The following is a 24,035-nucleotide window of genomic DNA, read 5'->3' as shown; positions in this document are numbered from 1 at the left end:
CGCTATCTCCTTAAGCGTGCTGCGAGCTGACCGACAGTACTTCACCGGTCATGTAAGAGGCGTAGTCGCTGGCCAGGAACATCATCACGTTGGCCACTTCCCACACCTCGGCGGCACGGCCGAAAGCTTCACGGCTCGCTAATTGCGCGAGCAGCTCTTCGCTGGAGGCTTTCTTGAGGAAGTCATGCAGCGCGATCGAGGGTGATACCGCGTTGATGCGGACACCATGGTCAGCGGCTTCCAGCGCGCTGCAGCGGGTCAGCGCCATCACACCGGCCTTGGCCGCGGCATAGTGCGCCTGCTCTTTCTGCGCGCGCCAGCCCAGCACCGAGGCGTTGTTGACGATGGCACCGGCACCACGCTTCTGCATGTGCGGCAGCATGGCACGGGTCATACGGAAGGTGCCGGTCAGGGTGATGTCCAGCACCCGATGCCACTCTTCATCGCTCATCTCGACCACGGTCTTCTGACCGCCGAGACCGGCATTGTTGATCAACACATCGACACCGCCCAGCTGCTCTTCAGCGGCAGCAACCAGTGCCTGGACTTCCTCCTCCACAGTCACGTTACACAGCTGACCGTAAATCTCGTTCAGACCGGTCTCCTGTTTCAGCGCCGCCACGGCTTCTTCCAGGCGACGCGGATGGATATCGGAGATCATCAGCGCACGGCAGCCTTCTTCAGCGGCACGCTTGGCGGCCGAAAAGCCGATGCCGGCACCGGCCGCTGCGGTAATCAGCACGGACTTGCCCTTGAGCAGACCGTGACCTTCAACATACTTGGGAATAGTGCTCATGCTATTTGTCACGATAAGTGCTCCTCAGCTGCCCCAGACTTTCTGTGCCGGAACGGCGTCTTTAATCAGTTTGTGTACCACCTCACCCAACTCGGACGGTTCCCAGCGGTCACCCTTGTCCACGCCTTCAGTGGTGCGCCAGCCGTCACAGATGCAGATGCGACCGCCTTCGGACTCGAACACCTTGCCGGTGACATCGCCCGCCTCTTCGGACGCCAGCCAGGCCAGCAGCGTGGACACGTTCTCCGGCGCCCAGTAGTCGAAGCTGCCATCTTCCGGCTTGGCCATGCGGGTGGCCATGGCTTCCACCGCGGTGGTCATACCGGTACGCGCCGCCGGCGCCACCGCGTTGGCGGTGATACCGTAACGGCCCAGCTCAGCCGCCTGGTTCAGCGTCAGCGCGGCGATACCGCCCTTGGCCGCGGCGTAGTTGGACTGACCAATGGAACCCTGCAGGCCCGCACCGGAGGTGGTGTTGATGATGCGCGCCGCCACAGGCTTGCCCGCCTTGGCCTGGTCGCGCCAGTAATGCACGGCATGGGAGGAGATACAGAAATGCCCTTTCAGGTGCACCGCCATGATGGTGTCCCATTCCTGTTCGGTCATGGACGCGAACATGCGGTCACGGTTGACACCGGCGTTGTTCAGCACGATGTGCAGATCACCGAAGGCGTCGATCGCCTGCTGCACCGCATTGGCGCTGTCTTCGTAGTTGGTGATGTCGGAGGTGTTGACGATCGCCTTGCCGCCCTTGGCGGTAATCTCGTCTACCACCGCTTGAGCGGCGGCTTCGTTGATATCGTTGACGACAACGGCACAACCTTCTTCGGCGAATACCTTGGCGTGGGCGGCACCCAGACCGCCACCGGCACCGGTAATAATGGCCACACGGCCCTGCAGAATAGACATACTTCCCATCTCCTTGTTGGCAACCACCGCGGTGATCGCCGCAATTCAGTTCAAACCGGCCAGGCAGGCAAACCCACTGCCCGGCACTGGATCAGCCCAGACGCTCGATAATCGTGACATTGGCCTGGCCGCCACCTTCACACATGGTCTGCAGGCCGAAGCGACCGCCACGGCGCTCCAGCTCGTGCAGCAGACCGGTCATCAGGCGTGCACCGGTAGCCCCCAGCGGGTGGCCCAGGGCGATGGCACCGCCGTTGACGTTGGTCTTGTCATGGCTGTAACCGGTTTCCTGCAACCAGGACATCACCACCGAGGCGAAGGCTTCGTTGATCTCGACCAGATCGATCTGATCCAGGGTCATACCGGCTTTTTTCAGCGCCGCTTCGGTGGCCGGGATCGGGGCACGCAGGTGCCAGATCGGATCGTCACCGCAGACACTCAGGTGATGGATACGGGCACGCGGGGTCAGGTTGTAGCGCTTGAGCGCATCTTCCGACACCACCAGCAGCGCGGCAGAGGCGTCACAGGTCTGGCTGGACACGGCGGCAGTAATGGAGGGATACTCCGGGTCCACCGGCTCCAGCTCGGCCATTTTCTCCAGCGTGGTCTGACGCGGGGTTTCGTCACGGCTGACGCCTTCCAGCGGCACGATTTCACGGTCGAAATGCCCCGCCTCGATGGCATGCAGGGCACGGCGATGGCTTTCCAGCGCGAAGGCTTCCATGTCGGCGCGGCTGATGCCCCAGTGGTCGGCGATGCGCTGGGCAGCATAGAACTGGTTCACCGGCGCATCGCCGAAGCGTGCCTGCCAGCCCTTGCTCTCGGCGAACGGCGTGGTGAAGCCGTAGGGCTGACCGGCCAGCATGGCCGCCGAGATCGGGATCTGGGTCATGGTCTGCACGCCACCCACAGCGATCACGTCCTGAGTACCGCTCATCACCGCCTGGGCCGCGAAATGCAGCGCCTGCTGGGAGGAACCGCATTGGCGGTCCACGGTGGTGCCGGCCACGTTCAGCGGCAGGCCGGCGGCCAGCCAGCTGGTGCGAGCGATGTCACCGGCCTGAGAACCGATGGTGTCGACACAGCCGAAGATGACGTCGTCATACGCATCGGCCGGAATGGCGTTGCGCTCCACCAGCGCCTTGAGCACATGCGCGCCCAGGTCAATGGCATGCACATGGGACAAACCGCCCTTGCGGCGCCCGGTGGGCGTGCGCAGGGCATCTACGATATAAGCGTCAGCCATCATGACCTCCCGAATGTCTGATCCGGCCCCAGCGGCGCGTCGTCAGCAAAAATAACGTCACTGATGCGCGCCTTGTGGAAGCCGCGGTCGCCCCAGGAGGCTTCCAGCGCCCAGGTGCGCTTCATGAACATCTGCAGGTCCACCTCCCAGGTGTACCCCATGGCACCGTGCACCTGAATGCCGTGGCGAGCCGCCAGATGGGCCGCTTCGGCGCAGGCAATATGTGCCTGGGAGACATACAGCGCTGCATCGGCATGGCCGTGCTGCAGCGAATAGGCCGCGCGATACAGCACCGGCTTGGCAAATTCGATCTTGCCGGCCACATCCGCCAGGTGTTGCTTGACCGCCTGAAAACTGCCGATCGGCTTGCCGAACTGCTTGCGCTGAGCCACGTAGTCCACCGACAGGTCCAGCATGCGCTGGGCCAGGCCCAGCATCTGACCGGCCACGGCCAGGGCACCACGATTGAGCGCCTGATTCCAGATCGGCACGCCGGTTTCGGCATCGGCAATACGGGTGGCACTGCTCGGCTCCCACATCACCCGACACAGGCGACGGGAGGAGTCGATGCTCGGGTTGTGTTCCACGTCGATCAGCGAGCGCGGCACCGCGTGAATCTCGTTCTGGTGGTTCAGCAGTACCAGATCAGCCATATGAGCATCCGCCACCAGCGGATTGATCGGATGGCCCACGGCGATGCGGATGCTGCCTTCGGCAATCTGTTCCAGCCAGCCATTGCGGTCACCGACCGAATCCGGCAGTGCCGCGATCAGGCCGGCGGCCACGTAGGCGGTATCCGCCAGGGAGTCGGGAATGCCGTAATAACCCAGTTCCTGGGTCATCAATGACCAGACCACATCGCCCATGCCCAGGCCACCGGCCTCTTCCGGGATCGACAGCGCGGTCAGCCCCTGCTCCGCCATCTTGTTGCGCAGATCCGGCGAGCGGCCGGCATCGGTTTCCCAGATTTCGCGCAGGGCTTCCGGGGCGGCCTCGGTCATCAGGAAGCGGCTGATCGCATCCTGAAAGGCGCGTTCGTCGTCAGTAAAAGTGAAGTCCATGGCGCACCTCAGGCTTTCGGCAGACCGAGCATGCGCTCGGCGATTATGTTGCGTTGAATCTCGTTGGCTCCGGCGTAGATCGGCCCGGCCTGGGCAAAGAGGAAGCCCTCCAGCCAGCCGTGGTCATCCGTGTTCTGCGGCGCGCCCGGCATCAGCTCGCCGCGGGCACCCAGGATGCGCATCGCCGTTTCGTGGATCTTCAGATCCATTTCTGACCAGATCACCTTGTTGATGCTGGACTCGGCACCGATCTTCTCGCCACGGGCCAGACGGCCGACGGACTGGTAGGCCGACAGGGCATAAGCCTCGGCACCGGCCCAGACGTCCATCACCGCATCACGGATGCTCGGATCACGGTCGGCGGTGGTCTGATGGGCCTTGTACAGTTCGATCAGCTTGCGTACCGGCTGCTGGAAGCGGGCCGGCGAGCGCAGCAACAGGCCACGTTCGAAGCCGGCGGTCGCCATGGCCACATGCCAGCCGCTGCCCTCTTCACCGATGCGGTTCTCCACCGGCACGCGCACGTTGTCGAAGAAGATCTCGGCAAAGGCTTCCTTGCCGTTCAGCGCCTTGATCGGGCGGATGGTGACGCCTTCGGCATCCAGCGGCACCATCAGGAACGACAGGCCATGGTGACGCTTGGAGTCCACATCGGAGCGGAACAGACCAAAGGCCCAATCGGCATAAATGGCACGGGTAGACCAGGTTTTCTGACCGTTGATCACGTAGTGATCGCCATCACGAATCGCCTTGGAGGAAATCGCTGCCATATCGGAGCCGGCATTGGGCTCGGACCAGGCCTGGGCCCACATGTCATCACTGGCGGCCATGCGCGGCAGGAAGCGCTGCTTCTGCGCTTCGGTACCGAACTCCATCAACGTCGGGCCCAGCAGCAGCTGGCCGTTCTGGTTGACGCGCATGGGCGCATCGGCACCGTAGTATTCCTCTTCGAAAATCAGCCACTCGATCAGATCGCAGCCGCGACCGCCAAGTTCTTCCGGCCACATCACCATGGACAGGCGGGCTTCGAAGAGTTTGCGCTCCCATTCGCGATGCTGTTCAAAGCCTTCGCGGGAGTCGTAACTGGCCAGCTTCTGGGCCGGCAGATTGTCCTTGAGCCAGGCACGCACTTCCTGACGGAAGGCCTGCTGACGGGGGGTATAATTCAGATCCATGGCGAACCTCAGAAACTGGCGTCACGTTTTTCGACAAAGGCACGGCGGGTTTCCGCCGAATCCGGGCTGGTGTAGGCCTGCAGGGTGAAGCCCTGCTCCCAGCGGTACTTGTCTTCCAGGTTGCCGTCCTCGATACCGTTCAGCGCCTCCTTGGCGATGCGGATCATGGCCGGGCTCTTGGCCGCGATCTTGGCGGCAGTGGCCAGCGCGGTCTCACGCAGCTGCTCCTTGGGCACGATCGCTTCGATGAAGTTGTAACGATCCGCCTCCTGTGCCGTCACGGTTTCACCAGTGAAGAACATCTGACGCACCTTCTGCACCGGGAACAGACGCTGCAGATGCGCACCGCCGCCCATGGCGCCCCGGTCCACTTCCGGCAGGGCGAAGGTGGCGCACTCGGATGCAAACACGATGTCGGCGGCGCCGGTAATGCCAATGCCACCGCCCAGCACAAAGCCATGCACAGCCACGATCACCGGCACTTCACAGCGATGAATCGCCTTGAAGGTGGCATAGTTGCCGCCATTGACGGCCACGATGCGATCGGGGTGCTGATCCAGCTCCTTGATGTCCACGCCGGCACAGAAACCGCGGCCTTCGGCACGGATCAGGACCACACGGACCTCCGGGTTGCGACCCAGGGCGTCAACATTGTCGGCCAGCTCGAACCACTCGTTGCTGTCCAGCGCATTCACGGGCGGCTTGGCAATGATCAGTTCAGCAATACCGTTTTCGATTCGGGTTGTAAGCGCGTTACTCATATCAGGAAGCCTCTTCCAGTGCCTGTCGGCCGGCGCGTGAACACAGCGCCTCCAGACAGGTTTCAGCGTCACCGGCGATCGAAGCGATCAATTCCGGTGCACTGACCAATTCATTGATGGCGGCGGCCACCTGGCCGCTGGGCAGAATGCCCTCGTCAGGGAAACCCTGAACCATGGAACGTTGCAGCAGCACCGGCTGGTTGGCAGACATCACCACCTGCGAGGTTTGTGCCGGATCTTCCTTCACGGCCTTGAAGAAGGTTTTCACCATATGGCCGAAGGTCATGCCGGTTTCGCGCTGCCATTGGCGGGCACTGCTCAGCGCAATCCAGAGCTTGCGCATGGGGCTGGCCCCTTCCAACTTGTGAATGAAGGCGTTTTCCACCATGCGGTGGCGCATGCCATCCACCGCCAAGGTGACGCGAATCTTTTGGGTATCCTGCACCGCCAGATAGCGTTCCAGCGTTTGCTGCGGCGTGGGCGAGTCGGACGTCATCATGAAGCGGGTGCCCATGGCGATCCCGGCAGCCCCGGCGGCCAGCGCCGACGCCAGACCACGGCCGGTGGAGTAACCACCGGCGGCAATCACCGGCACATCGACGGCGTCCAGTACCTGCGGCAGCAGAATCGTGGTCGGTACGCCACCGGTGTGGCCGCCGCCTTCACTGCCCTGGATGGTGATCATGTCGGCACCCAGCTGCACCGCTTTCACCGCGTGCTTGAGCGCACCCACGGTTGGAATGCAGAGCACACCGGCGGCTTTCAGCCGGGCAATGGTTTCCTTGTCGGGACCACGGCCGTAGCTCACCGCTTTCAGGCGGTACTGGATCGCCAGTTCCACGCACTGCATGGCGTTTTCCTGGAACATGTGAAAGTTGAGACCGAAGTTGCTGCCGCCGGTCGCCTCGATCACCTTGAGGATCTCGCCTTCCAGCTTCGACGCCTCGATGGTGGCCCCGGCCAGAAACCCGAAACCGCCGCCGTTGGTGGTGGCGATCACCAGGTTGGCGTCCGACACCCAGCCCATGGCGGTCTGGATGATCGGATAGCGACAGCCAAGGCGGCGCGTCAGCTCGGTCTGCAACAGCGGACTGGTGCTGCTCATGCCTGTTCTCCGCTGCTGGCAGCCGCATCGGCCTTGTTCGCCTTGACCATGCCCTTGGCGTCATAGCCGCCGAGCAGGTCACCGGAGATCTGCTCGTTATGAACATGCGCAAAATGATGCCAGGCGAAAGCCGCCTCCATACCCGTGCGCTTGCCGGCCAGATCTTCCACGTGGTTGATCACCTGCTTGGTCAACGCCAGACCCATGCGCGGCTGGCGAGCGATCTTACCGGCAATGTCATAGGTGGCATCGGCCAGCTCATCACGGCTGAAGACGCGGTTGACCATGCCCATTTCGCGGGCGCGTTCGGCGCTCATGCGGTCGCCCAGGAACAGGAACTCCTTGGCAATGCGCGGGTTGAGTTCATAGGGATGCGCGAAGTACTCCACGCCCGGAATGCCCATGCGCACCACCGGGTCCTGGAAGAAGGCATCGTCGCTGGCAATGATCAGGTCACACACCCAGGCCAGCATCAGGCCACCGGCCACGCAGGCACCCTGCACCATGGCGATGGTCGGCTTGGGAATATCGCGCCAGCGGCGGCACATGCCCAGGTACACTTCCTGTTCACGGGCATAGAGGTACTCGCCGCCGGGCTTGTTGGTGTGGTCCCACCAGAGGGTGCTGCGATCAAATTCCTTGTTGATGTCACGCCCCGGGGTGCCGATGTCATGACCGGCGGAGAAATGCTTGCCCTCGCCGCGCAGCACGATCACCTTGACGCTGTCGTCATCCACCGCCTGGCGGAAAGCCGCGTCCAGGGCGTAGGTCATCTGCGAATTCTGCGCATTGTTGAAACCGGGGCGGTTCATGGTCACCGTCGCGATACCGTCGGCCACGCTGTACAGCACCGGCTGATCGGTTTCGTACTCGGCGCGGTCTTCGCGCTGAACGAATTCCTGCTGATTATTGGCTGCTGTCATGACAGGCTCCTTGTTACTGGTCGTTGGACGCGGTGCGGATACCCGGCGGGTTATCCTTGAGCTGACGGGCACGCAGGTTATGCGGGTCCAGCTGGGCGATAATCGCCAGCTGCTCAGCGGTCGGATGCGCGGTTTCGGTCATGTCCGGTGCCTTCAGCAGCTCGAAGCCGGTGTTGGCCTGAACGTCTTCGAAGGTCACGCCCGGGTGCAGAGACCGCACACGAATGGCGTGGTCTGGGCCTTCAAAATCCATCACGCACAGGTTGGTGACGATGTGACGGATCTCCATCAGATCCTGACGCATATCCTTGCCCCAGCGCGCCGGGTTGTAGCCCACGCCGGAGACCATATCCACTTCACCCTCAACGAAGGCACGGGTGTTGTGGCTGGGCACGAACAGGGAGTTGATGTGGTTGATGCTGTTGCCCGGCAGGCCGCGCACGCCCAGCATCGCCACCTTCGGCTTGTCGTAATCACCCACCACGGACAGGTTGGTCTGACCGAAGCGGTCGATCTGGGTCGGGCCGATCATGGCGTGACGCTTGCCGCCCCAGACGCATTCAAAGATGCGCTCGAACGGCATGTAACCCGAGTACTTGGGCTGGTAGTCACCGCGCGGGCCGACCGGGATCGGCTCTTCTACCAGCAGCGATTCGCTGTCGGTCATCAGCAGCTCGGGGGTATGCGTCATCTTCGCCAGGCTTGCGCCCAGACGCGGAATGATCCCCAGGCCGGAGGCAAGGATTTCACCGTCGCCGCGGAAGGCTTCGGAAGCGGCCACAATCATCAGTTCGGCCAGCGTAAATTCACAGTTGGTCGTCATTGTTGTGACTCTCCTCAGAATGTCGGCACGGGCAGCTTGCCCATAGCTTCGGCACCACCATTGGCGGCCTGGTAGGCGTCTTCGCCCCCGTTTACGAACTCGTCCAGATACACCTGCCAGCCGTTTTCAGCGCTGGCACTGGCGGCATACCGCTTGAGATGACCCACATCCCAGCCGTAGTTCGGTGCACAGATAGTCGGGTGCGCACCCAGCGGTGCGTCAACCACGCCCTGTACCAGGTAGCGTTCAAAGGTATTGAAACGGGCCGTTGCCGCACCCAGTTCCAGCTTGTCGACCACCTCCTCGGCGGAGACGATGCAACGCTCGGCGGCGCGGGCGACCAAATGATCGAAGTAGGGATCGCTGCCGGTGATCAGGGTATTGCCCAGCTTGTCGGCCTTGTTGACGTGGACAAAGGCCACATCCAGGTTCAGTGCCGGCATCGCCAGCAGCTCTTCGCCATCGTCATAGGGCGACTTGATGGTGCGCAGGTCATTGTGCGTGGTGACATCGGTCGCCAGACCACAGCGGGTCGGCAGGAACGGCACGCGCATGCCAGCGGCGCGCAGGCCCCACTGGAACATGCCTTCGTCCAGCTCCATCACCTCGATTTCACCGGCCTGACGCACCTTGCGGAACCAGGGTTCCAGCGGAATGGCATCCATGGTGGCAAACCCGAAGATCAGCTTTTTCACCTTGCCGGCCGCACACAACATGCCCACCTCAGGGCCGCCGTAGGACACAACGGTCAGATCCTTTACATCCGAACGCAGAATCTCGCGCACGATCGCCATCGGCTTGCGCCGCGGGCCCCAGCCACCAAAGCCGATGGTCATGCCATCGCGCAGCTGGGCTACCGCTTCTGCGGTTGTCATCAGTTTGTTCATCTATCGCTCCTTATTTGAAACCGACCGAGAAGTCGTGTCCCCAGACACTGACACGGGTGAATTCGAAGGCACTGTGTGCGTCCCAATCCACCTGCAGGCCGCCGAAGCCGTACTCCATGTCGAAGCCGGACGGCGTTTTCATGTAAAACGAGGTCATGCGGTCATTGAGGTGTTCCCCCAGCGTTGCAGACAGCTTGACGCCATGCGCTTCCAGACGGTCGTGGGCACGGCCAACTTCCGTCATGGAGTCCACCTCGACCATGACGTGGACACAGCCGCTGGCCACCGGAAACTCGGCAATGGCGAGGCTGTGATGGCGGGGGTTGTTGCAGTGCATGAAGTGGATGCGCAGCGGATCGGCATCCGGTGCCGGTTTGTGGTTCATGATGTCGGACAGACCGAAGCCGAGCACATTCTTGAGGAAGTCGCGGGTCTCATCGAAATTGGGCGCCGGCAGCACGGTGTGGCCCAGCCCCATTTCGCCGGTGACAAAGCGCGGCACACCCTGCGGTGACACGAACGGCTCAAACGCTGATTTATGTCCCCAGTAGAGTTCGTGACGGTTGCCGGCCGGGTCGCGTACAATGGCCAATTGCTGCACGCCACGCTGGTTGCACAGCGTTGCATCACCGGCTTCCCAGGCGACGCCCTTTTTATCCAGATCGGCGGTAGCGGCGGCAAAGGCCTCTTCCGATGCCAGTTCCCAACCGGAGGCCAGGTAGCGATTCTCGCTGCCTTCGAGGATCAACATGCGGAAGGGACGCTCGTCCATCTTGACGTACAACCCGCCCTCCGGCGCTTCGGCAGTCATCATGCCGAGCACGTTCTCGGCATAGTCCTGCCATTCCTTCAGGCTTTCGGCCTGGGCCACAAAGTAACCCAACTCGCGAATATCGATCATCACTTCCCTCCGGGGTCTTGTTCTTTTGCCCATTATCGGAAGGGAGGTACAGCATCTCATCGTCCATAGAGACTAAACAGAAATCGAAAAAATGCATGGTGGCCGCAAACCCCGTAACCATGCACCTTTGGTGCAGTGGGCGGATGTAGAGTGTGCTGTTAACATGCCCCCTGCGGCAGGGAAGCATGCGCCTGCGTTGTATAGCGCAAGATGCAATGATCGTGCATCGCATGACTGCCAAACGTGATGGCTGTATGAATTCAGGATTGTAGATTGTGAGAAACATCATTCTTTTGGGTCTGGTCGGTTTCGGCGTATGGCACTACTCGAACCAATCAGATTCCAAACCAGTAACACCCAGGGCAGCAGATTCTTTCGAGCAACCATCCTTCAATGATGCAGACAGCCGATTTCGATGTGACGGGCGTCAGCACTGCAGCCAAATGACCTCCAGGGCCGAGGCCGAATTCTTTACCCGAAACTGCCCGAATACCAAGATGGATGGCGATGGTGACGGCATCCCCTGTGAAAACGATTCCAGGTTTTAACCACGCCACCATGGCCCATTGACTGTGTGCCGGCATGACTGCCGGCAAGCATACTATTCGAGCTTATCCCCATGATCTTGATCGTTATCCTGGTTGCCTTGATATTGCTGGCCATTCCCATGTTCATTCCCACATGGAAAGGCTTCTGGATCAGCTCCGCCATCATCGGGCTGCCCTTTATCGCCCTCTGGGGACAGCATTTTCATGTGACATCTCAACCCGATTACAATGGTTCACCGGGTGACGGGCTGGGTATCGTAATTGTCGGCTTCCCAACCCTGTGTTTTTTGCTGGGCATGTTCATTCGCTATTGCATGTGGATGATTCGGATTTTAAGGACGCAGAAACACGCGAAGTCCGAGTGTTCAAAATAAGGACATGCCCAACAATCAAATCTTGAATACACACTGTACATGTAAAAGGAGAAAGGATGCTCAGGGACACCAAGAGCACGGCTCGCTGGTTAAGATATTGGCGCAACTCTCTGGCCGACACGGAAAGTCTGAAAGGCACGCACCGCGACACGGATTTCGACAAGCAACACCTGTCGGCCACACGGGAACTGCTTCAGCACGGACGCTTGGATCCAAGGCTCGTCAGCCACTTCTTCAAGGGTACCGATGCACAGACTCACGTGGTCGGCATCAGCGTTTCCCCCTGGGTGTTCACCCGTGCCCGTCATCACGGATTCCTGTCCGACGCCAGCCTGCCCGACATTATTCTGCCGGTAACAGGGCGTTTCTGGCTCCACCGCAATGGCTACTGCCTGCCCGCAGCCATGCCCCTGATTCCCCGCGACCTGCTGGCCCCCCAAACCAACGACTCCTTCACTCTGGCTGAGGTCACGCAGCTTGACCAATTCCAGAGTCGGCTCGCCCTCAACGTCTATGCAGACAGCGAAGCCGCATCACTGCTGGATACTATCGAAGACGAGGCGTTTCGCCGGCTTTGGCAGCCTTGCCAGGAGGCCATGCAAGCACTGTTCGATACCCTGGCGGACACGACACTGCAGCACTCTCAACACTATCAGGACAAGGGCTGCGCCAGCGTACAGGGCAACGACGAAATCAGCGGGGCCGTGCGCAACATTGTCAGCCTGTATGACTGGCTGGATGCGCATGCACCGGACACGCCCTTGCTTGATGGCTTCGCATTGCGTAACAACAGCACGCATACCAAATGCCTTGACCCGCTGGACGGAGTAGCCAAGCGCCTCGGGCATTCCAACTCGAAATTCCCGCTGGCAGACGCTCAACGTGCCGCACTGGCACAGACGCTGGACATGAAACCGGGTGAAATTTTGGCCGTCAACGGGCCGCCGGGGACAGGCAAGACCACCTTCGTGCTCTCGGTCGTTGCATCACTCTGGGTAGATGCGGCGCTGCGAGAAGACGAGCCCCCCTTGATTGTCGCGGCCTCGACCAACAACCAGGCCGTCACCAATATCATTGACGCCTTCGGCAAGGACTTCGAAGAAAACGAGGCAGCCGTCAGTGGCCGCTGGCTACCCGATATATCCAGCTACGGCGGCTACCTGCCATCCAAATCCAAAGAGCCCCAGGCTGCGCAACAGTATCAGACATCGGCCTTTTATCACGACAAGGAAACCTGCCGCTATGTCATCGCCGCCAGAACAGCGTTTCTGGCCCGTGCAGGTGAATACTTCGATCGTCGCTTCAATGCAGTCGAGCCGGTCAAGCAACGGCTGCATCAACAATTGACGGCGCGCTGGCACCAGCTGCAGCAGGTGCAGTCCGGCTGGGAGGAGCTGCAAGAGGTGCGGCAGCAGTGCGAACGCCTGCTGGGGCAACACCCGGAAACCGGTCTTGCACAGCTGCAGCAACGGATTGACCGGGACAAGACCCAACTGGCCCGCATGAAAGGCGAGTATCGCAAATGGCAGCAGTTTTGTGCCGAAGAATCCCTGTGGTTGGCACTGTTCAGTTTTTTACCCGCGGTCGCCCGCAAGCGTGCACTGCGCCGCCAGCTGTTCATTGATCAAACCTTTACCCCGCCGCTGCGTGAAGCCGTCCATCAGGCCAGTGAAGACACCCTGGATACCGTATGCCAGGCCCATGTACAGCAGCACGAGTCCTCTTTACAGGCACTGCTCGCGCAACTGGAACGACACCAGGCTCTACTGGCACGGCGGCAGCAGGCTGAACAGGCCTGGCAATCGCTGCTGGATACCGTCGTACCGGGGCTTGAACGGCGGGATATCGCCAGTGTTGACGCCAAACTGGATACGACCCTGCGCTTCCACCTGTTCCAATTGGCCGTGCATTACTGGGAAGCACGCTGGCTGATGGAGTGCGAAGCCCAGCTGGAGGAGCTGGAAAAGAATCGCGGCAGAACCGGGAAAAAAGCCGTACAGCCGCGCTGGCGCCGACGCATGAAACTGACCCCCTGTATCGTGTCGACGCTGCACTCGCTGCCCGGTCACATGCAATACTCGGTCTTCGAAAGCAAAAACAGCTATTCACGCCACTACCTGATCAATGAAATCGACTTGCTGATCATCGACGAGGCCGGCCAGGTTGCACCGGACGTGGCGGGTGCCTCCTTTGCACTGGCCAAGCGCGCACTGGTGATTGGCGATACTCACCAGATCAAGCCCATCAATCAGCTGCTGCCCTCGGTCGACTGCGGCAACCTGGTCGAAGCCGGTCTGGTGGATAGCGTTGATGCCTATAACGCACTGCTAGAGCGTGACGAGGGCCGTAACGCTACCACCGGCAGTGTCATGCGTGTTGCGCAACAGGCAAGTGAATATCGCTACCTGCCGAACGCCGAGCCCGGCATGTTCCTGCGTGAACACCGCCGCTGCTACGATGAAATCATTCAGTACTGTAACGACCTCTGTTACCGGGGCCTGCTGCTGCCCAAGCGGGGCAGCAGCGAGACGGACACCCCCAACAACCACGTGTCACCACCCGCCCTGGGCTTTCTGCATATCGACGGCCGCGCCGAGGTATCCGCCTCCGGCAGCCGCATCAACCGGCTGGAAGCACAAACTCTGGCGGGCTGGATAGCGGACAACCGTGACGCGCTGGAAAAGCGTTATGCCGATGAACACCTGCACTTGCACGACATTATCGGTGTGGTGACCCCTTTCCGGGCACAGGCGGACCTGATTATCGAGGAGTGTCAAAAGCTGGGGATCGAGGCCGGTCGCAGCAGCGGGGTACTGACCGTGGGTACCGTCCATGCCCTGCAGGGCGCCGAGCGCAAAGTGGTCATTTTTTCTCAGGTGTACTCGCGCCATGCCGATGGGCCGTTCATTGACAGCGACCCGGCCATGCTCAACGTGGCCGTATCACGTGCCAAGGACAGCTTCCTGGTATTCGGCGACATGGATGTGATGAATAATGCGGCGCCGGGAAGCCCCCGGCGCTTGCTGGCCGATCTCTTGGACAACCGCGTCGACAGCGAACTTCCCGGCAAGCAGGTCGTCCGCCCGGATCTGGTGCCCAGACAAACCGATACGCTGGTGTTGAATGACGCGCAAGAACATGACCGCTTCCTGTTCTCGGCACTGCAGCAGGCACAACACCAGATAGACATGGTCTCTCCCTGGGTTAGCCTGCCGTGTCTGCAGCAGAATGGCCTGCTGAACGCCATGAAGGCCGCCATTGAACGTGGCGTGACATTCAGGCTGTATACCGACAGCCGCTTCAACACCCATGAGAGCAACCGCTACAGCCAAACCAAGGCCCGTCAGTTCGATACCTGCTGCACAACCTTGTCCGCGGCAGGCATCGAAGTCCGTGTCCTGCGCGGCATCCACAGCAAGCTGCTGATGGTAGATGACAGTCACCTGTGCATCGGTTCGTTCAACTGGGCCAGCGCGGCCCGTGGGGGCCAGTTCAAGAACATGGAAACATCCGTCGTGTATCAGGGGGAGTTGAAACAGGAAATGGATACCCAGCGGGCTTTTCTGGAACAGACATGCCTGTAGTGGCACTCGGCGAGTGCGCTGAAAACACACGGGCCTGATCACTCAGGCCCGTGTTCTACCCTACTCCGCCAGTTCCTTGCGGCGGCTTGCCCAGCGACGGCGGGCAAAGCGGCGCATGTTGGGAATGGCGTCGGTTTCGTCCATGATCGACTGGCCGATGATGGTCTCCAGAATATCTTCCATGGTGACCACGCCCTGCCAACTGCCGTATTCGTCATACACCAGTGCGATGTGCTGGCGCTCCTGCATCAACCGGTTCATCACCTGCTCGACATTCTGCATGTCGGAGACAATCAGCGCCGGGGTCATCATGTCGGCGACCACCTGGTGCTCGGGCTCACGCATCAGCAGGTCACGGCGCATGATCATGCCCTGCGGCACCTCGTGCTCATCCAGCACCGGATAGCGGGAAAACTGGCTCTTGCGCAACAGCTGGTGAAAATCATCCAACGGCATGTCCGGTCGCACCGAGACACAGACGATTCGCGGCGTCATCACCTCACGCACCTTCACTTCATGCAGGTCGAGCACGTTAGCAATGACACGCTGCTCATCGGCATCGACCTTGCCCAGCTCACGGCCCAGAATGGATAGGGCCTTGATCTCCTGGCGTACGTCATGATCGTGGTCGTTGCCGCCAAACAGTTTCATGACCAGGTCCGACAGCCAGATAAACGGCTTAAGCAGCAGGATCATGGTATTCAGCAGCGGCGGCAGAAACGGCGCCAGCGAGCGCCAGTAACGGGCACCGATGGTTTTGGGCACGATCTCAGACAGCACCAGAATCAATACTGTCATGATCGCCGAGGCAATGCCCAAATAACCGTCACCAAACACCAGTGTGACTTGGGCGCCTACACCGGTCGCGCCCACGGTATGGGCAACGGTATTCAGCGTCAGGATGGCCGCCAGGGGCTGGTCGACCTGGTCCTTGAGCACTTTCAGCCGCTCATGCAGGCGTGGCCGCTCAAGTTTTTGATGCGCGATAAAGCTGGGGGTCAGCGACAGCAATGCCGCCTCCAGAATGGAACACAGAAACGAAACGCCAATGGATAAAACGGCAAACGCAATCAGCAGTGCCATGGGATAATGACTACCCTCCGTGAGGTCATGGTGTTGGCATATTAGATCAGGTTGGCAAATTTTGGTTGCATTGCAAAAAGCAAAAAACCGCCAGGCGGGTGCCGGACGGTCTTTGCTCGGAGCTGGGCCAGGGCTTCCCCCTCAGGCCAGCCAAGTTTGAATCACGCGTACCTCATTCGTCCAGCAACACACGCCCCAGCGGCACTTCGCCCTTGATAGTGGTGCGGTTGATGCGCCGGCGCACGCCCGGCGGAGTGCCGGTGGCACAGTGCATGGCACGCCAGTTATCCCAGAGCACCATGTCACCCGGCTGCCACTGGTGGAAGTAGTGGAATTTCGGGTCCCGCGTATGCGCTACCAGACGCTCCAGCAGCTCGATGGACTCGTCGCTGGAAATACCCGCCTTGTAAGGTGTCGCGACACGGTCCAGGAACTGCTCGACAATACCCAGCACCTTGATACCCGTAATCGGGTGCGTCATGGCGGCCGGATAAACCGATTCGGGGAAGTCGGGGAACCTGACGTCCGACGGCTTTTTCGGGCTGTAAGGGCCCGGCTCGTAGCCGTCCAGATCCACATAGCGCATGTGACGGCGCTGCATGTTGAAGGTATAGACCACTTCCAACGTGTCGAGCAGCGCTTTGGTGTCGTCATCAAGCGCATCATAGGCCTTGGCCAGGTCCCCAAAACCGGTCAGACCGCCCTCTCCCGCCACTTCGACGGCCGTCAGCACGGCACCATGATTGGGCTTGCCCGTGTAATGCAGATCCAAATGCCAGTCGAGGCGGCCGACAACCGTCTCGCCATGGTAATAGGCCGTGTTGGCCTTGTCCTTGTCGCCACCGTTCTCCAACTCGAACAGCTCGGGATAATCATCAGACAGCGTCGCCTTGAGCGGGTGCAGCTCCAGCTCGCCGAAGATTCGACTGAAAGCGATCTGGCGCTCGGGGCTCATCGCCTGATTGCGAAACACCAGCACGCCGTGTTCATACCAGAGGTCACGCAGCTGCTGTTGCAGCGCCTCACCCAGGGGCCGGGTGATATCAAAGCCCTGTATTTCCACGCCGATATTGTCCAGCGGTTTAACGATCAGTGTCATGCCTCGTTCCCCTCAGCTCAGTACACTCGGATCACGGCGCAGCTCGCGGCGCGCCATCGCTTCCCACAGGAACGGGAAGCCGTTCGGATCCGGCAGGCTGACCTGCTGAATCACCTCGTCGGCCAACGGCTCGGCACCACCGGCCAGACGCACCTCATAGGCACGGCGGCAGCGCCACTCCAGCGTGGCAGCTCGCAGGTGGGCCTGGCGCAGGTCACGCCCCACCACCAGCGCCCCATGGTGTGCCAGCAACGCCCACTTGGCATCGCCCAGCGCTTCCACGGCCGTCAGGCTGGTGGCCTGATTTTCAAACGTGCCCAGGTATTCGTTGTAGATCGGCAGCTCCGCGCCACAATAAGCACCGGCCTGATCGTAGATCGGGGGCGTTTCCTGCAGGTTGGCCCAGATACCGCTCCATTTGGGGTGGTTATGAATCACGACGTTGATGTCGGAACGGGCCTCATGCAGCTGCAAGTGCAGACCGATGGCCGGGGTGGTATTCCAGTGGCTATCGAGGATATTGCCCTGCTCGTCCAGGGTCACAATATCGCTGGCGGTCACTTCGTCCCAGGCCAGCTCCCAGGGATTGGTGAGGATGGTGCCGTCGGGCTGGCGCACGGTGATATGCCCGGCAATATGATCATCCCAGCCCTCGGCAAACAGCATGCGGCACATCAGCGCCACCTGGGCCTTGGGCGTCAACTCGGGCACAAGTGCCCGCTCACCCGGGCGCGGGGCAAATTTTTCAAACATCTCGACATTGAGGTGATCGGTCTTCAACACGGCGTTAATCCTTATTTTGAAGCGTGTCGAATGATGATAATCACCCCTTGTGGACAGGCCTTGGCAAATCCGGCCAATCAACAGGCCCAAGTGGCCAATAGGGTGTCAAACCAGCCGCCGGCGAAATGCCCGTGGCGTCATCCCGGTCCACTTTTTGAATGCCTTGAGAAAGCCGGAGTGATCGGCATAGCCCAATTGCAGGGCAACTTCGGTAACGGACAGGGTGGGATCGCTGAGTGCACGGCGGGCATGGATTTCACGCACACGGTCAATAATCTGCTGGTACTGCCATCCCTCCGACTGCAGCCGGCGCCTCAGCGTACGCGGGCTACAGCAGAGCACCTCGGCAGCTGCGGTCATGCCGGGTGGATTGGCCGGGTCCTCGACGATCAGTGGCCAGAGCCGCCAGGCCACATTGCCACCCTGGCGCCGGATACTCTGTTCTTCACACATGGCTTCATACAGCCGCGCACTCTGCGGGCTGGCATTGGGCAGCGGCGCATCCAGCATGGCGGCGTCAAAAAACAGCTGAATAACCGGCGCTTCAAACCGGGGCTCACACCCGAAGATGGCAAGGTAGTCCTCCGCATGGGGCGGTGGTGAATAATCACAGCGCAGCCGGGTCACCGGCAGAGGGCGCCCCAGCACCCAGCGTGTGGTCGCGATGATATTGCTGAGCAGCTCTTCAATCGCCAGCAGCCTCAGCGCACCCAGGTCCTCCTTCACATTGACCTGAAAGCAGCCCTGACCATCGATCTCACTGAACGTGGTGATGATCGACTGCCCGGAAAAGCGCCCCGGATAGTTCTGGTACTTCAGCCCCGTCTCGATCGCCTCACGCAGCGTCGAACAGCTCATCATCAGATAGGCCAGCTGGTCGTAGGTCGCCAGCGAGCGCTGATGCCCCAGCTTCAGGCCCAGGCCGCTGTCGTCGGTCAGTTGCAGGGCCTCGCCCAGCAGGGCCCGGTGGGTCGCTTGGCTGATGGACGTGTCGAGCGACTCCAGGTCTTTGAGATCATGCGCGGCACACAGCGCCCGGGTATCAACCCCTTGGCCCGCCAGAAAATCGAGTAACCAGATGATGTAGCGCGCGTCCGTATTCATGGTCGGTACTCATTGAAATCCGAGGCCTGATCATCACATCAATGCCACTTGGATGCACCCTCTGAGGCGGCCTGAGGGGCAACCTTGTCCACTCAGAGCCATTCGCCGGCGGGTGTGCGCCTTGACCGTTGAAAGTAATCAGGATCACATATTGAACTATGATGATTTCAGGTACACATTAAGCCCCTTGGCAACCCGTCCCCCGATCAACCAGGAAGCGATCATGAAACTCGCCATACTCTCCAGAGCCCCCAACGCCTACAGTACACGCCGCTTGAAAGAAGCGGCGCTGGACCGGGGGATCAACGTCAAGGTACTGGATACCTTGAAATTTGCCATCGACCTGAAGCGAGGCAACCCGGACCTGTACTTTCGCGGCAAGCAGCTCAGCGACTATGACGCCGTGCTGCCTCGCATCGGCGCCTCCGTCACCTACTACGGCACCGCCGTGGTGCGTCAGTTTCAGGAAATGGACGTCTTCTGTGCCAACACGGCCCACGGCATCGCCAACTCCCGTGACAAGCTGCGCAGCCTGCAGATTCTGGCGCGCCATCATATCGGCATTCCCGAAACCACCTTTGTGCGCGACAAACGCGACGTCCTGCCCGCCATTGAACGCGTGGGCGGCGCACCGGTCATCATCAAGCTGATCGAGGGCACCCAAGGCATCGGCGTACTGCTGGCCGATACCGTCAAGGCCGCCGAGTCGATCATTGAACTGCTGCAGAGCCAGAAGCAGAACGTACTGATTCAGAAGTTCGTCGCCGAAAGCCGCGGCCGTGATATCCGTGCGCTGGTGGTTGGTGACCGTGTCGTCGCGGCCATGCGTCGCGTGGCTCAGGGGCAGGAATTCCGCAGCAACGTCCACCGCGGTGGCGTCGCCGAGCCGGTCGACCTGCCGGACGAATATGCCGAAGCGGCCATCCGCTCGGCACAGATTCTGGGGCTGCGCGTGGCCGGGGTCGACATGCTGGAAAGCGCCACCGGCCCGCAGATCATGGAAGTGAACTCCTCACCGGGCCTGGAAGGCATCGAAACCTGCACCCAGCTGGACGTGGCCGGTGCCATCATCGACTACATCGCCGCGCAGGTCGAGTTCCCCGAAATCGATATCCGCCAGCGCCTCACCGTCAGCAAGGGCTATGGCGTCAGCGAGATTCTGATACCCGAAGGCTCCGAATACGTCGGCAAGACCATCGCGGATGTGGACCTGTCCTCCAAGGACCTGAACGTGCTGACCCTCAACCGCGGCAGCAAGGTCATCCCCAATCCGAAAGCGGAGCGTATTCTGGAGCCGGGTGACAAGCTGCTCTGCTTCGGCAAGCTCGAATCCATGCGCGGCATGGTGCCGGCCCGTGCCCAGCGCAAGCGTCAGCCCAAGGTCATGGACCTGCCGGATACCGATGTCACCAACCCCGACAGCGATGGACAGAATCGACATGACTAACATTCTAGGATGGCGTGAATGGGTCGCGCTGCCGGATCTGGACATTGCCAAGATCAAGGCCAAGGTCGATACCGGTGCCAGAACGTCTGCCCTGCACGCCTTTGATGTCCGGCTGGAAGAAACCAGCGCAGGCAAGATCGTGCATTTCAAGATTCACCCGCGCCAGCGCGACCTGGAGACCGTCATCGAATGCCAGGCCCCGCTGCTGGACGAGCGTGAAGTGCGCGATTCGGGCGGACACAGCGAGATGCGCTACGTCATCGAGACCCGCATCACCATTGGCGACACCACGCACACAGCCGAAGTCACCCTGACCAACCGCGACAGCATGGGCTTTCGCATGCTGCTTGGCCGCACCACCATGAACGGCCACTACCTGGTTGACCCAGGCAGCTCCTACCTGATGAAAAAGCGGAAAGCCTGATCCGCCACCGGCCTGTCCCCATTTTCGGGTGACAGGCCCAACCGACCTCCGCGCGTAGGCTTGAACCATTGCTCAGCATGCACTTGCTGACGCAAGCACAATCCTGATAACAACGCCAAGAGGATTCGGTGATGCAGTACCATCTCAACGGTTTCAAACCCGGCAATTACGAAATTCCCGATGCGGCCCGCGAGCCCGCTGCCATTCCCCCGCTGGTGGACCTGCCCGGCGAAGTAGACGTACTCATTGTCGGCTGCGGCCCCGCCGGTCTGGCGCTGGCACGCCAGCTGTCCGAGTTTGCCGATATCACTACCTGCATCGTGGACCAGAAGGACGGCCCGCTGCTGTTCGGCCAGGCCGATGGCATCTCCTGCCGCACCATGGAAATCATGGAAGCCTTCAACTGCAGCGAAATGATGGTGAAAGAGTGCTATCAACTGCGCCAAAACGCCTTCTGGGAACCGGACAGCGAACACCCCGAACACATTAAGCGCACCCACAGGGTCCGCGATGCGCGCCTGGGCCTGTCCGAGTTTGTGCACGGCGTCGTCAACCAGGCCCGCCTGCACGAACTGCTGCTGGAAGGAATGGAGCGCTCCGTCACCCACCTGGTGCCGCACTACAGCCGCCGCCTGATGGAGCTGAACGTCGATGAAAGCCTGACTCAGAATCTGAATGCGCACCCGATCACCGCCACCTTCGAGCGCATCGATACCAGCCACTCGGGCAAGGTCGAAACCATCAAGGCCCGCTACGTGGTCGGCTGTGACGGTGCGCGCAGTGCCGTGCGCAAGAACCTGGGCATCCAGCTCGAGGGCGACTCGGCCAACAAGGCCTGGGGCGTGATGGACATTCTGCCGGTCACCGACTTCCCCGACATTCGCGTCAAAAGCTTTATCCAGTCCAAGGACAACGGCGCGGTGATGATCGTCCCCCGTGAAGGCGGCTACCTGGTGCGTCTGTATGTCGAACTCGACCTGTTGGACAAGGATCAGCGCGCTTCACAGCTGGCGCTCACGGCCGACGACATCATCGCCAAGGCCCAGCAGATTCTGGCCCCCTACACGCTGGATGTGAAGGAAGTCGCCTGGTGGTCGATCTACGAGGTGGGCCAGCGCGTGGCCGACCGCTTTGACGACACCCCGGCGGGCAACCCTGACAACCTGATTCCGCGCGCCTTTGTCGCCGGTGACGCCTGCCACACCCACAGCCCCAAGGGCGGCTGGGGGCTGAACACCTCTCTGCCAGACACCTTCAACCTGGGCTGGAAACTGGCGGCGGTCCTTCAGGGCAAGAGCCAGCCCAAGCTGCTGCAAACCTACGCAGACGAGCGCCGCAAAGTCGCCTTCATGCTGATCAATGCCGACCGTGAAATGTCGAAGCTGGTCGCCACCCGCCCCACGGCCGATCAGAAGGGCCAAGCGCCGAAAAAAAGCACCGCCGATATCGAAAAGTTCATCGCCCGCCAGAACGGTTTCATCGCCGGCACCTCCATCGGCTACGATGCATCCTATCTCTGCACCGGCCATGAGCATCAGGCACTGGCCACCGGCTTCCCCATTGGCCAGCGCTTCCACTCCGCTGAAGCGGTGCGCGTAGGCGATGGCTGCCCGGTGCATCTGGGACATCTGGTAAAAGCCGACGGCCGCTGGCGCATCTTTATCTTTGGCGATGTGCACAGCCCGCTGGACGCCAACTCGAAATCCGGCCAACTGATCGACTTCCTGGCTAATGCGGACACTTCGCCGGTGAAGCGCTACACGCCTGCAGGCGCCGATATCGACTCTGTCATCGATACCTATGCGGTATTCCAGCAGCAGGAGCTGGCCATCGAGCAACTGCCGGATTACCTCTGGCCCGCCAAGGGCAAATACGGCCTGCGGGATTACGAAAAGGTGTTCCAGACCGAGGAAGGCATGGATATTTTCGAGCAGCGCGGGGTTGATCGTGAACAGGGCTGCATGGTCGTGGTGCGACCCGACCAGCATATTGCTACCCTCCTGCCGCTGGATGCGCATGAGGAACTGAGTGCGTTTTTTGGTGAATTTATGGTTTGATTAAAACGCTTTGAAAAGAGAGCGCCCCTTGAAACAAGTAATGCGTTTCAAAAGGCGCTCGGTCTCTGATTTGGGCTGGTTTTGGCCCGAGGCAGACATTAACGCTGATGGTAACCGGCGCCGGAGCGCAGCGGAGGAAATCAAAAGCGGCCACGCTTTTGGCGTCCGGTTGACCGACTGGTTAGTGGCGTATAGCGACGCTGCCTAAACTTAACTCATCCTTCGAATTCGATTAACGCACCAATGCTAATCGACCTCTGGATTTCTCCTCTAACAGCTGACCAAGCTCCTCAAGCTTTTCTTTACTAAAACTTCCAAATCCATGAAAACCCATCATGAAGCGTAAGCCATCCAATGTCTTTACCTCTAAAATATAGTTCATTGCACTATTACCACCTGATGCAACGACCCGCACAACTGTTATTTTGCCTTTAGAAGAAAATTTACTATTTCGCTTTCCAAACCAATGTTTTCCCTTCAAAACAAATATAGAACCACCATCTTCCAACGTAATTCTTTTATCTGGAATGAAGATATATAAAAGCCCGTAGACCATTAATCCTAAAGCTATGCTCGAAAACCAAAACCAAGCTTCAAGTCTCGGTTTATCCCAGAGAAAAACTGTAAGAAAAGCTGCTAGTATGCCAATCACTCCAAAAATAATCGCATTGGGTAAAACCGGACGGTCGAAGCACACGCTGTCACTGTTCGATCTGACCATTTTGTACATATCGGTCGAAAACATGTATTTAGACCTTTTTAGAGCTTTAAGGACAGAGGCTCGCCGCCACTAACATTTTAATACTGCGCATGCGTGTTTTTACTCAAGTGACAGGCACTGAGAGAAGGACTAACTTACTGTATTGATTTGATAAATGATGAATCACAGCCATTCTCCTCCGTTGAAAACGTGCATGCGCATTTGTGCGAGAATTTCTGCGCAGT

At 60.1% G+C, this 24,035-nt stretch carries 22 protein-coding genes and 1 pseudogene; 7 read left to right on the top strand and 16 right to left on the bottom strand.

What is annotated here, in order from left to right; all coding sequences use genetic code 11:
• Window positions 1-10: 10 nt before the first annotated feature.
• From KTN04_RS04950 to KTN04_RS04900, 11 genes are all read right to left on the bottom strand, one after another.
• Window positions 11-796, bottom strand: coding sequence for an SDR family oxidoreductase (locus KTN04_RS04950; RefSeq protein WP_217334110.1), 786 nt, complete (start codon window positions 794-796; stop codon window positions 11-13).
• Window positions 797-820: 24 nt separating this feature from the next.
• Window positions 821-1,705, bottom strand: a complete 885-nt coding sequence (locus tag KTN04_RS04945) for an SDR family oxidoreductase (protein WP_217334109.1) — start codon at window positions 1,703-1,705, stop codon at window positions 821-823.
• Between the two features lie 91 nt (window positions 1,706-1,796).
• On the bottom strand, window positions 1,797-2,951 hold the full coding sequence (locus tag KTN04_RS04940; protein WP_217334108.1) for an acetyl-CoA C-acetyltransferase: 1,155 nt from the start codon (window positions 2,949-2,951) through the stop codon (window positions 1,797-1,799).
• A complete protein-coding gene (locus tag KTN04_RS04935; RefSeq protein WP_217334107.1) occupies window positions 2,951-4,012 on the bottom strand; it encodes an acyl-CoA dehydrogenase family protein in 1,062 nt (353 codons plus the stop codon). Before KTN04_RS04935 ends, KTN04_RS04940 begins: the two co-directional genes overlap by 1 nt.
• 8 nt (window positions 4,013-4,020) lie before the next feature.
• Window positions 4,021-5,187 (bottom strand): acyl-CoA dehydrogenase family protein, encoded by a 1,167-nt coding sequence (locus KTN04_RS04930; RefSeq protein WP_217334106.1) that lies wholly within the window; start codon window positions 5,185-5,187, stop codon window positions 4,021-4,023.
• Window positions 5,188-5,195: 8 nt separating this feature from the next.
• Window positions 5,196-5,948 carry an enoyl-CoA hydratase family protein gene (locus tag KTN04_RS04925; RefSeq protein ID WP_217334105.1) on the bottom strand — a complete coding sequence of 251 codons (753 nt, stop codon included), beginning with the start codon at window positions 5,946-5,948 and terminating at the stop codon, window positions 5,196-5,198.
• 1 nt (window position 5,949) lies between these two features.
• On the bottom strand, window positions 5,950-7,053 hold the full coding sequence (locus KTN04_RS04920) for an NAD(P)H-dependent flavin oxidoreductase (protein WP_217334104.1): 1,104 nt from the start codon (window positions 7,051-7,053) through the stop codon (window positions 5,950-5,952).
• Window positions 7,050-7,976, bottom strand: a complete 927-nt coding sequence (locus KTN04_RS04915) for an enoyl-CoA hydratase (RefSeq protein ID WP_217334103.1) — start codon at window positions 7,974-7,976, stop codon at window positions 7,050-7,052. Before KTN04_RS04915 ends, KTN04_RS04920 begins: the two co-directional genes overlap by 4 nt.
• Before the next feature lie 13 nt (window positions 7,977-7,989).
• The gene (locus KTN04_RS04910) at window positions 7,990-8,799 is read right to left on the bottom strand and encodes a CoA-transferase subunit beta (protein ID WP_217334102.1); all 810 of its coding nucleotides are present in this window, start codon (window positions 8,797-8,799) and stop codon (window positions 7,990-7,992) included.
• 14 nt (window positions 8,800-8,813) lie between these two features.
• Window positions 8,814-9,686, bottom strand: coding sequence for a CoA transferase subunit A (locus tag KTN04_RS04905; protein ID WP_217334101.1), 873 nt, complete (start codon window positions 9,684-9,686; stop codon window positions 8,814-8,816).
• A 10-nt stretch (window positions 9,687-9,696) separates the two neighbouring features.
• Window positions 9,697-10,587, bottom strand: a complete 891-nt coding sequence (locus tag KTN04_RS04900) for a VOC family protein (protein WP_217334100.1) — start codon at window positions 10,585-10,587, stop codon at window positions 9,697-9,699.
• Between the two features lie 275 nt (window positions 10,588-10,862).
• Here KTN04_RS04900 and KTN04_RS17030 point away from each other — a divergent pair, with 275 nt between their 5' ends.
• From KTN04_RS17030 to KTN04_RS04885, 3 genes are all read left to right on the top strand, one after another.
• Window positions 10,863-11,135 carry an excalibur calcium-binding domain-containing protein gene (locus tag KTN04_RS17030; RefSeq protein WP_217334099.1) on the top strand — a complete coding sequence of 91 codons (273 nt, stop codon included), beginning with the start codon at window positions 10,863-10,865 and terminating at the stop codon, window positions 11,133-11,135.
• A gap of 71 nt (window positions 11,136-11,206) precedes the next feature.
• Window positions 11,207-11,509: a hypothetical protein gene (locus KTN04_RS04890; RefSeq protein ID WP_217334098.1), complete on the top strand. Its 303-nt coding sequence runs from the start codon at window positions 11,207-11,209 to the stop codon at window positions 11,507-11,509.
• A 56-nt stretch (window positions 11,510-11,565) separates the two neighbouring features.
• On the top strand, window positions 11,566-15,093 hold the full coding sequence (locus KTN04_RS04885) for an AAA domain-containing protein (protein WP_217334097.1): 3,528 nt from the start codon (window positions 11,566-11,568) through the stop codon (window positions 15,091-15,093).
• A 60-nt stretch (window positions 15,094-15,153) separates the two neighbouring features.
• On the opposite strand, the gene KTN04_RS04880 is transcribed toward KTN04_RS04885, so the two are convergent.
• The 4 genes from KTN04_RS04880 to KTN04_RS04865 form a co-directional block, all read right to left on the bottom strand.
• Complete coding sequence (locus tag KTN04_RS04880; protein WP_217334096.1) at window positions 15,154-16,176, bottom strand: CNNM domain-containing protein; 1,023 nt, start codon at window positions 16,174-16,176, stop codon at window positions 15,154-15,156.
• A gap of 172 nt (window positions 16,177-16,348) precedes the next feature.
• Window positions 16,349-17,275 carry a TauD/TfdA dioxygenase family protein gene (locus KTN04_RS04875; protein ID WP_217334095.1) on the bottom strand — a complete coding sequence of 309 codons (927 nt, stop codon included), beginning with the start codon at window positions 17,273-17,275 and terminating at the stop codon, window positions 16,349-16,351.
• A 12-nt stretch (window positions 17,276-17,287) separates the two neighbouring features.
• On the bottom strand, window positions 17,288-18,058 hold the full coding sequence (locus tag KTN04_RS04870; RefSeq protein ID WP_217334094.1) for a class II aldolase/adducin family protein: 771 nt from the start codon (window positions 18,056-18,058) through the stop codon (window positions 17,288-17,290).
• Window positions 18,059-18,163: 105 nt separating this feature from the next.
• Window positions 18,164-19,162 carry an AraC family transcriptional regulator gene (locus tag KTN04_RS04865; protein WP_217334093.1) on the bottom strand — a complete coding sequence of 333 codons (999 nt, stop codon included), beginning with the start codon at window positions 19,160-19,162 and terminating at the stop codon, window positions 18,164-18,166.
• A 223-nt stretch (window positions 19,163-19,385) separates the two neighbouring features.
• Between KTN04_RS04865 and KTN04_RS04860 the strand changes: the two are divergent.
• From KTN04_RS04860 to KTN04_RS04850, 4 genes and pseudogenes are all read left to right on the top strand, one after another.
• Window positions 19,386-20,264: pseudogene (locus KTN04_RS04860) on the top strand (ATP-grasp domain-containing protein); the annotation flags it as partial.
• Window positions 20,241-20,609, top strand: coding sequence for a cation:proton antiporter regulatory subunit (locus KTN04_RS16790; RefSeq protein ID WP_456085647.1), 369 nt, complete (start codon window positions 20,241-20,243; stop codon window positions 20,607-20,609). The pseudogene KTN04_RS04860 and the gene KTN04_RS16790, both read left to right, overlap by 24 nt.
• Complete coding sequence (locus tag KTN04_RS04855; RefSeq protein ID WP_217334091.1) at window positions 20,602-21,033, top strand: ATP-dependent zinc protease family protein; 432 nt, start codon at window positions 20,602-20,604, stop codon at window positions 21,031-21,033. The genes KTN04_RS16790 and KTN04_RS04855 overlap by 8 nt, the downstream gene beginning before the upstream one ends.
• A gap of 131 nt (window positions 21,034-21,164) precedes the next feature.
• A complete protein-coding gene (locus KTN04_RS04850; protein ID WP_217334090.1) occupies window positions 21,165-23,090 on the top strand; it encodes an FAD-dependent monooxygenase in 1,926 nt (641 codons plus the stop codon).
• A 232-nt stretch (window positions 23,091-23,322) separates the two neighbouring features.
• On the opposite strand, the gene KTN04_RS04845 is transcribed toward KTN04_RS04850, so the two are convergent.
• Window positions 23,323-23,835, bottom strand: a complete 513-nt coding sequence (locus KTN04_RS04845) for a hypothetical protein (protein WP_217334089.1) — start codon at window positions 23,833-23,835, stop codon at window positions 23,323-23,325.
• Window positions 23,836-24,035 lie beyond the last annotated feature (200 nt).

This window comes from Marinobacterium weihaiense, from assembly GCF_019061305.1.
In the GTDB taxonomy this organism is placed as follows: domain Bacteria; phylum Pseudomonadota; class Gammaproteobacteria; order Pseudomonadales; family Balneatricaceae; genus Marinobacterium; species Marinobacterium weihaiense.
This window is presented reverse-complemented; position numbering and strand designations above follow the sequence as displayed.

Excerpts from the sequence above, each read along its gene's own strand:
- KTN04_RS04945 (WP_217334109.1), bottom strand. The coding sequence starts at position 1,705 with ATGTCTATTCTGCAGGGCCGTGTGGCCATTATTACCGGTGCCGGTGGC.
- KTN04_RS04845 (WP_217334089.1), bottom strand. The coding sequence starts at position 23,835 with ATGTTTTCGACCGATATGTACAAAATGGTCAGATCGAACAGTGACAGC.
- KTN04_RS04865 (WP_217334093.1), bottom strand. The coding sequence starts at position 19,162 with ATGAATACGGACGCGCGCTACATCATCTGGTTACTCGATTTTCTGGCG.
- KTN04_RS04915 (WP_217334103.1), bottom strand. The coding sequence starts at position 7,976 with ATGACAGCAGCCAATAATCAGCAGGAATTCGTTCAGCGCGAAGACCGC.
- KTN04_RS04910 (WP_217334102.1), bottom strand. The coding sequence starts at position 8,799 with ATGACGACCAACTGTGAATTTACGCTGGCCGAACTGATGATTGTGGCC.
- KTN04_RS04875 (WP_217334095.1), bottom strand. The coding sequence starts at position 17,275 with ATGACACTGATCGTTAAACCGCTGGACAATATCGGCGTGGAAATACAG.
- KTN04_RS04900 (WP_217334100.1), bottom strand. The coding sequence starts at position 10,587 with ATGATCGATATTCGCGAGTTGGGTTACTTTGTGGCCCAGGCCGAAAGC.
- KTN04_RS04880 (WP_217334096.1), bottom strand. The coding sequence starts at position 16,176 with ATGGCACTGCTGATTGCGTTTGCCGTTTTATCCATTGGCGTTTCGTTT.
- KTN04_RS04930 (WP_217334106.1), bottom strand. The coding sequence starts at position 5,187 with ATGGATCTGAATTATACCCCCCGTCAGCAGGCCTTCCGTCAGGAAGTG.
- KTN04_RS04905 (WP_217334101.1), bottom strand. The coding sequence starts at position 9,686 with ATGAACAAACTGATGACAACCGCAGAAGCGGTAGCCCAGCTGCGCGAT.
- KTN04_RS04925 (WP_217334105.1), bottom strand. The coding sequence starts at position 5,948 with ATGAGTAACGCGCTTACAACCCGAATCGAAAACGGTATTGCTGAACTG.
- KTN04_RS04950 (WP_217334110.1), bottom strand. The coding sequence starts at position 796 with ATGAGCACTATTCCCAAGTATGTTGAAGGTCACGGTCTGCTCAAGGGC.
- KTN04_RS04850 (WP_217334090.1), top strand. The coding sequence starts at position 21,165 with ATGCAGTACCATCTCAACGGTTTCAAACCCGGCAATTACGAAATTCCC.
- KTN04_RS04855 (WP_217334091.1), top strand. The coding sequence starts at position 20,602 with ATGACTAACATTCTAGGATGGCGTGAATGGGTCGCGCTGCCGGATCTG.
- KTN04_RS04940 (WP_217334108.1), bottom strand. The coding sequence starts at position 2,951 with ATGGCTGACGCTTATATCGTAGATGCCCTGCGCACGCCCACCGGGCGC.
- KTN04_RS04935 (WP_217334107.1), bottom strand. The coding sequence starts at position 4,012 with ATGGACTTCACTTTTACTGACGACGAACGCGCCTTTCAGGATGCGATC.
- KTN04_RS04890 (WP_217334098.1), top strand. The coding sequence starts at position 11,207 with ATGATCTTGATCGTTATCCTGGTTGCCTTGATATTGCTGGCCATTCCC.
- KTN04_RS04920 (WP_217334104.1), bottom strand. The coding sequence starts at position 7,053 with ATGAGCAGCACCAGTCCGCTGTTGCAGACCGAGCTGACGCGCCGCCTT.
- KTN04_RS04885 (WP_217334097.1), top strand. The coding sequence starts at position 11,566 with ATGCTCAGGGACACCAAGAGCACGGCTCGCTGGTTAAGATATTGGCGC.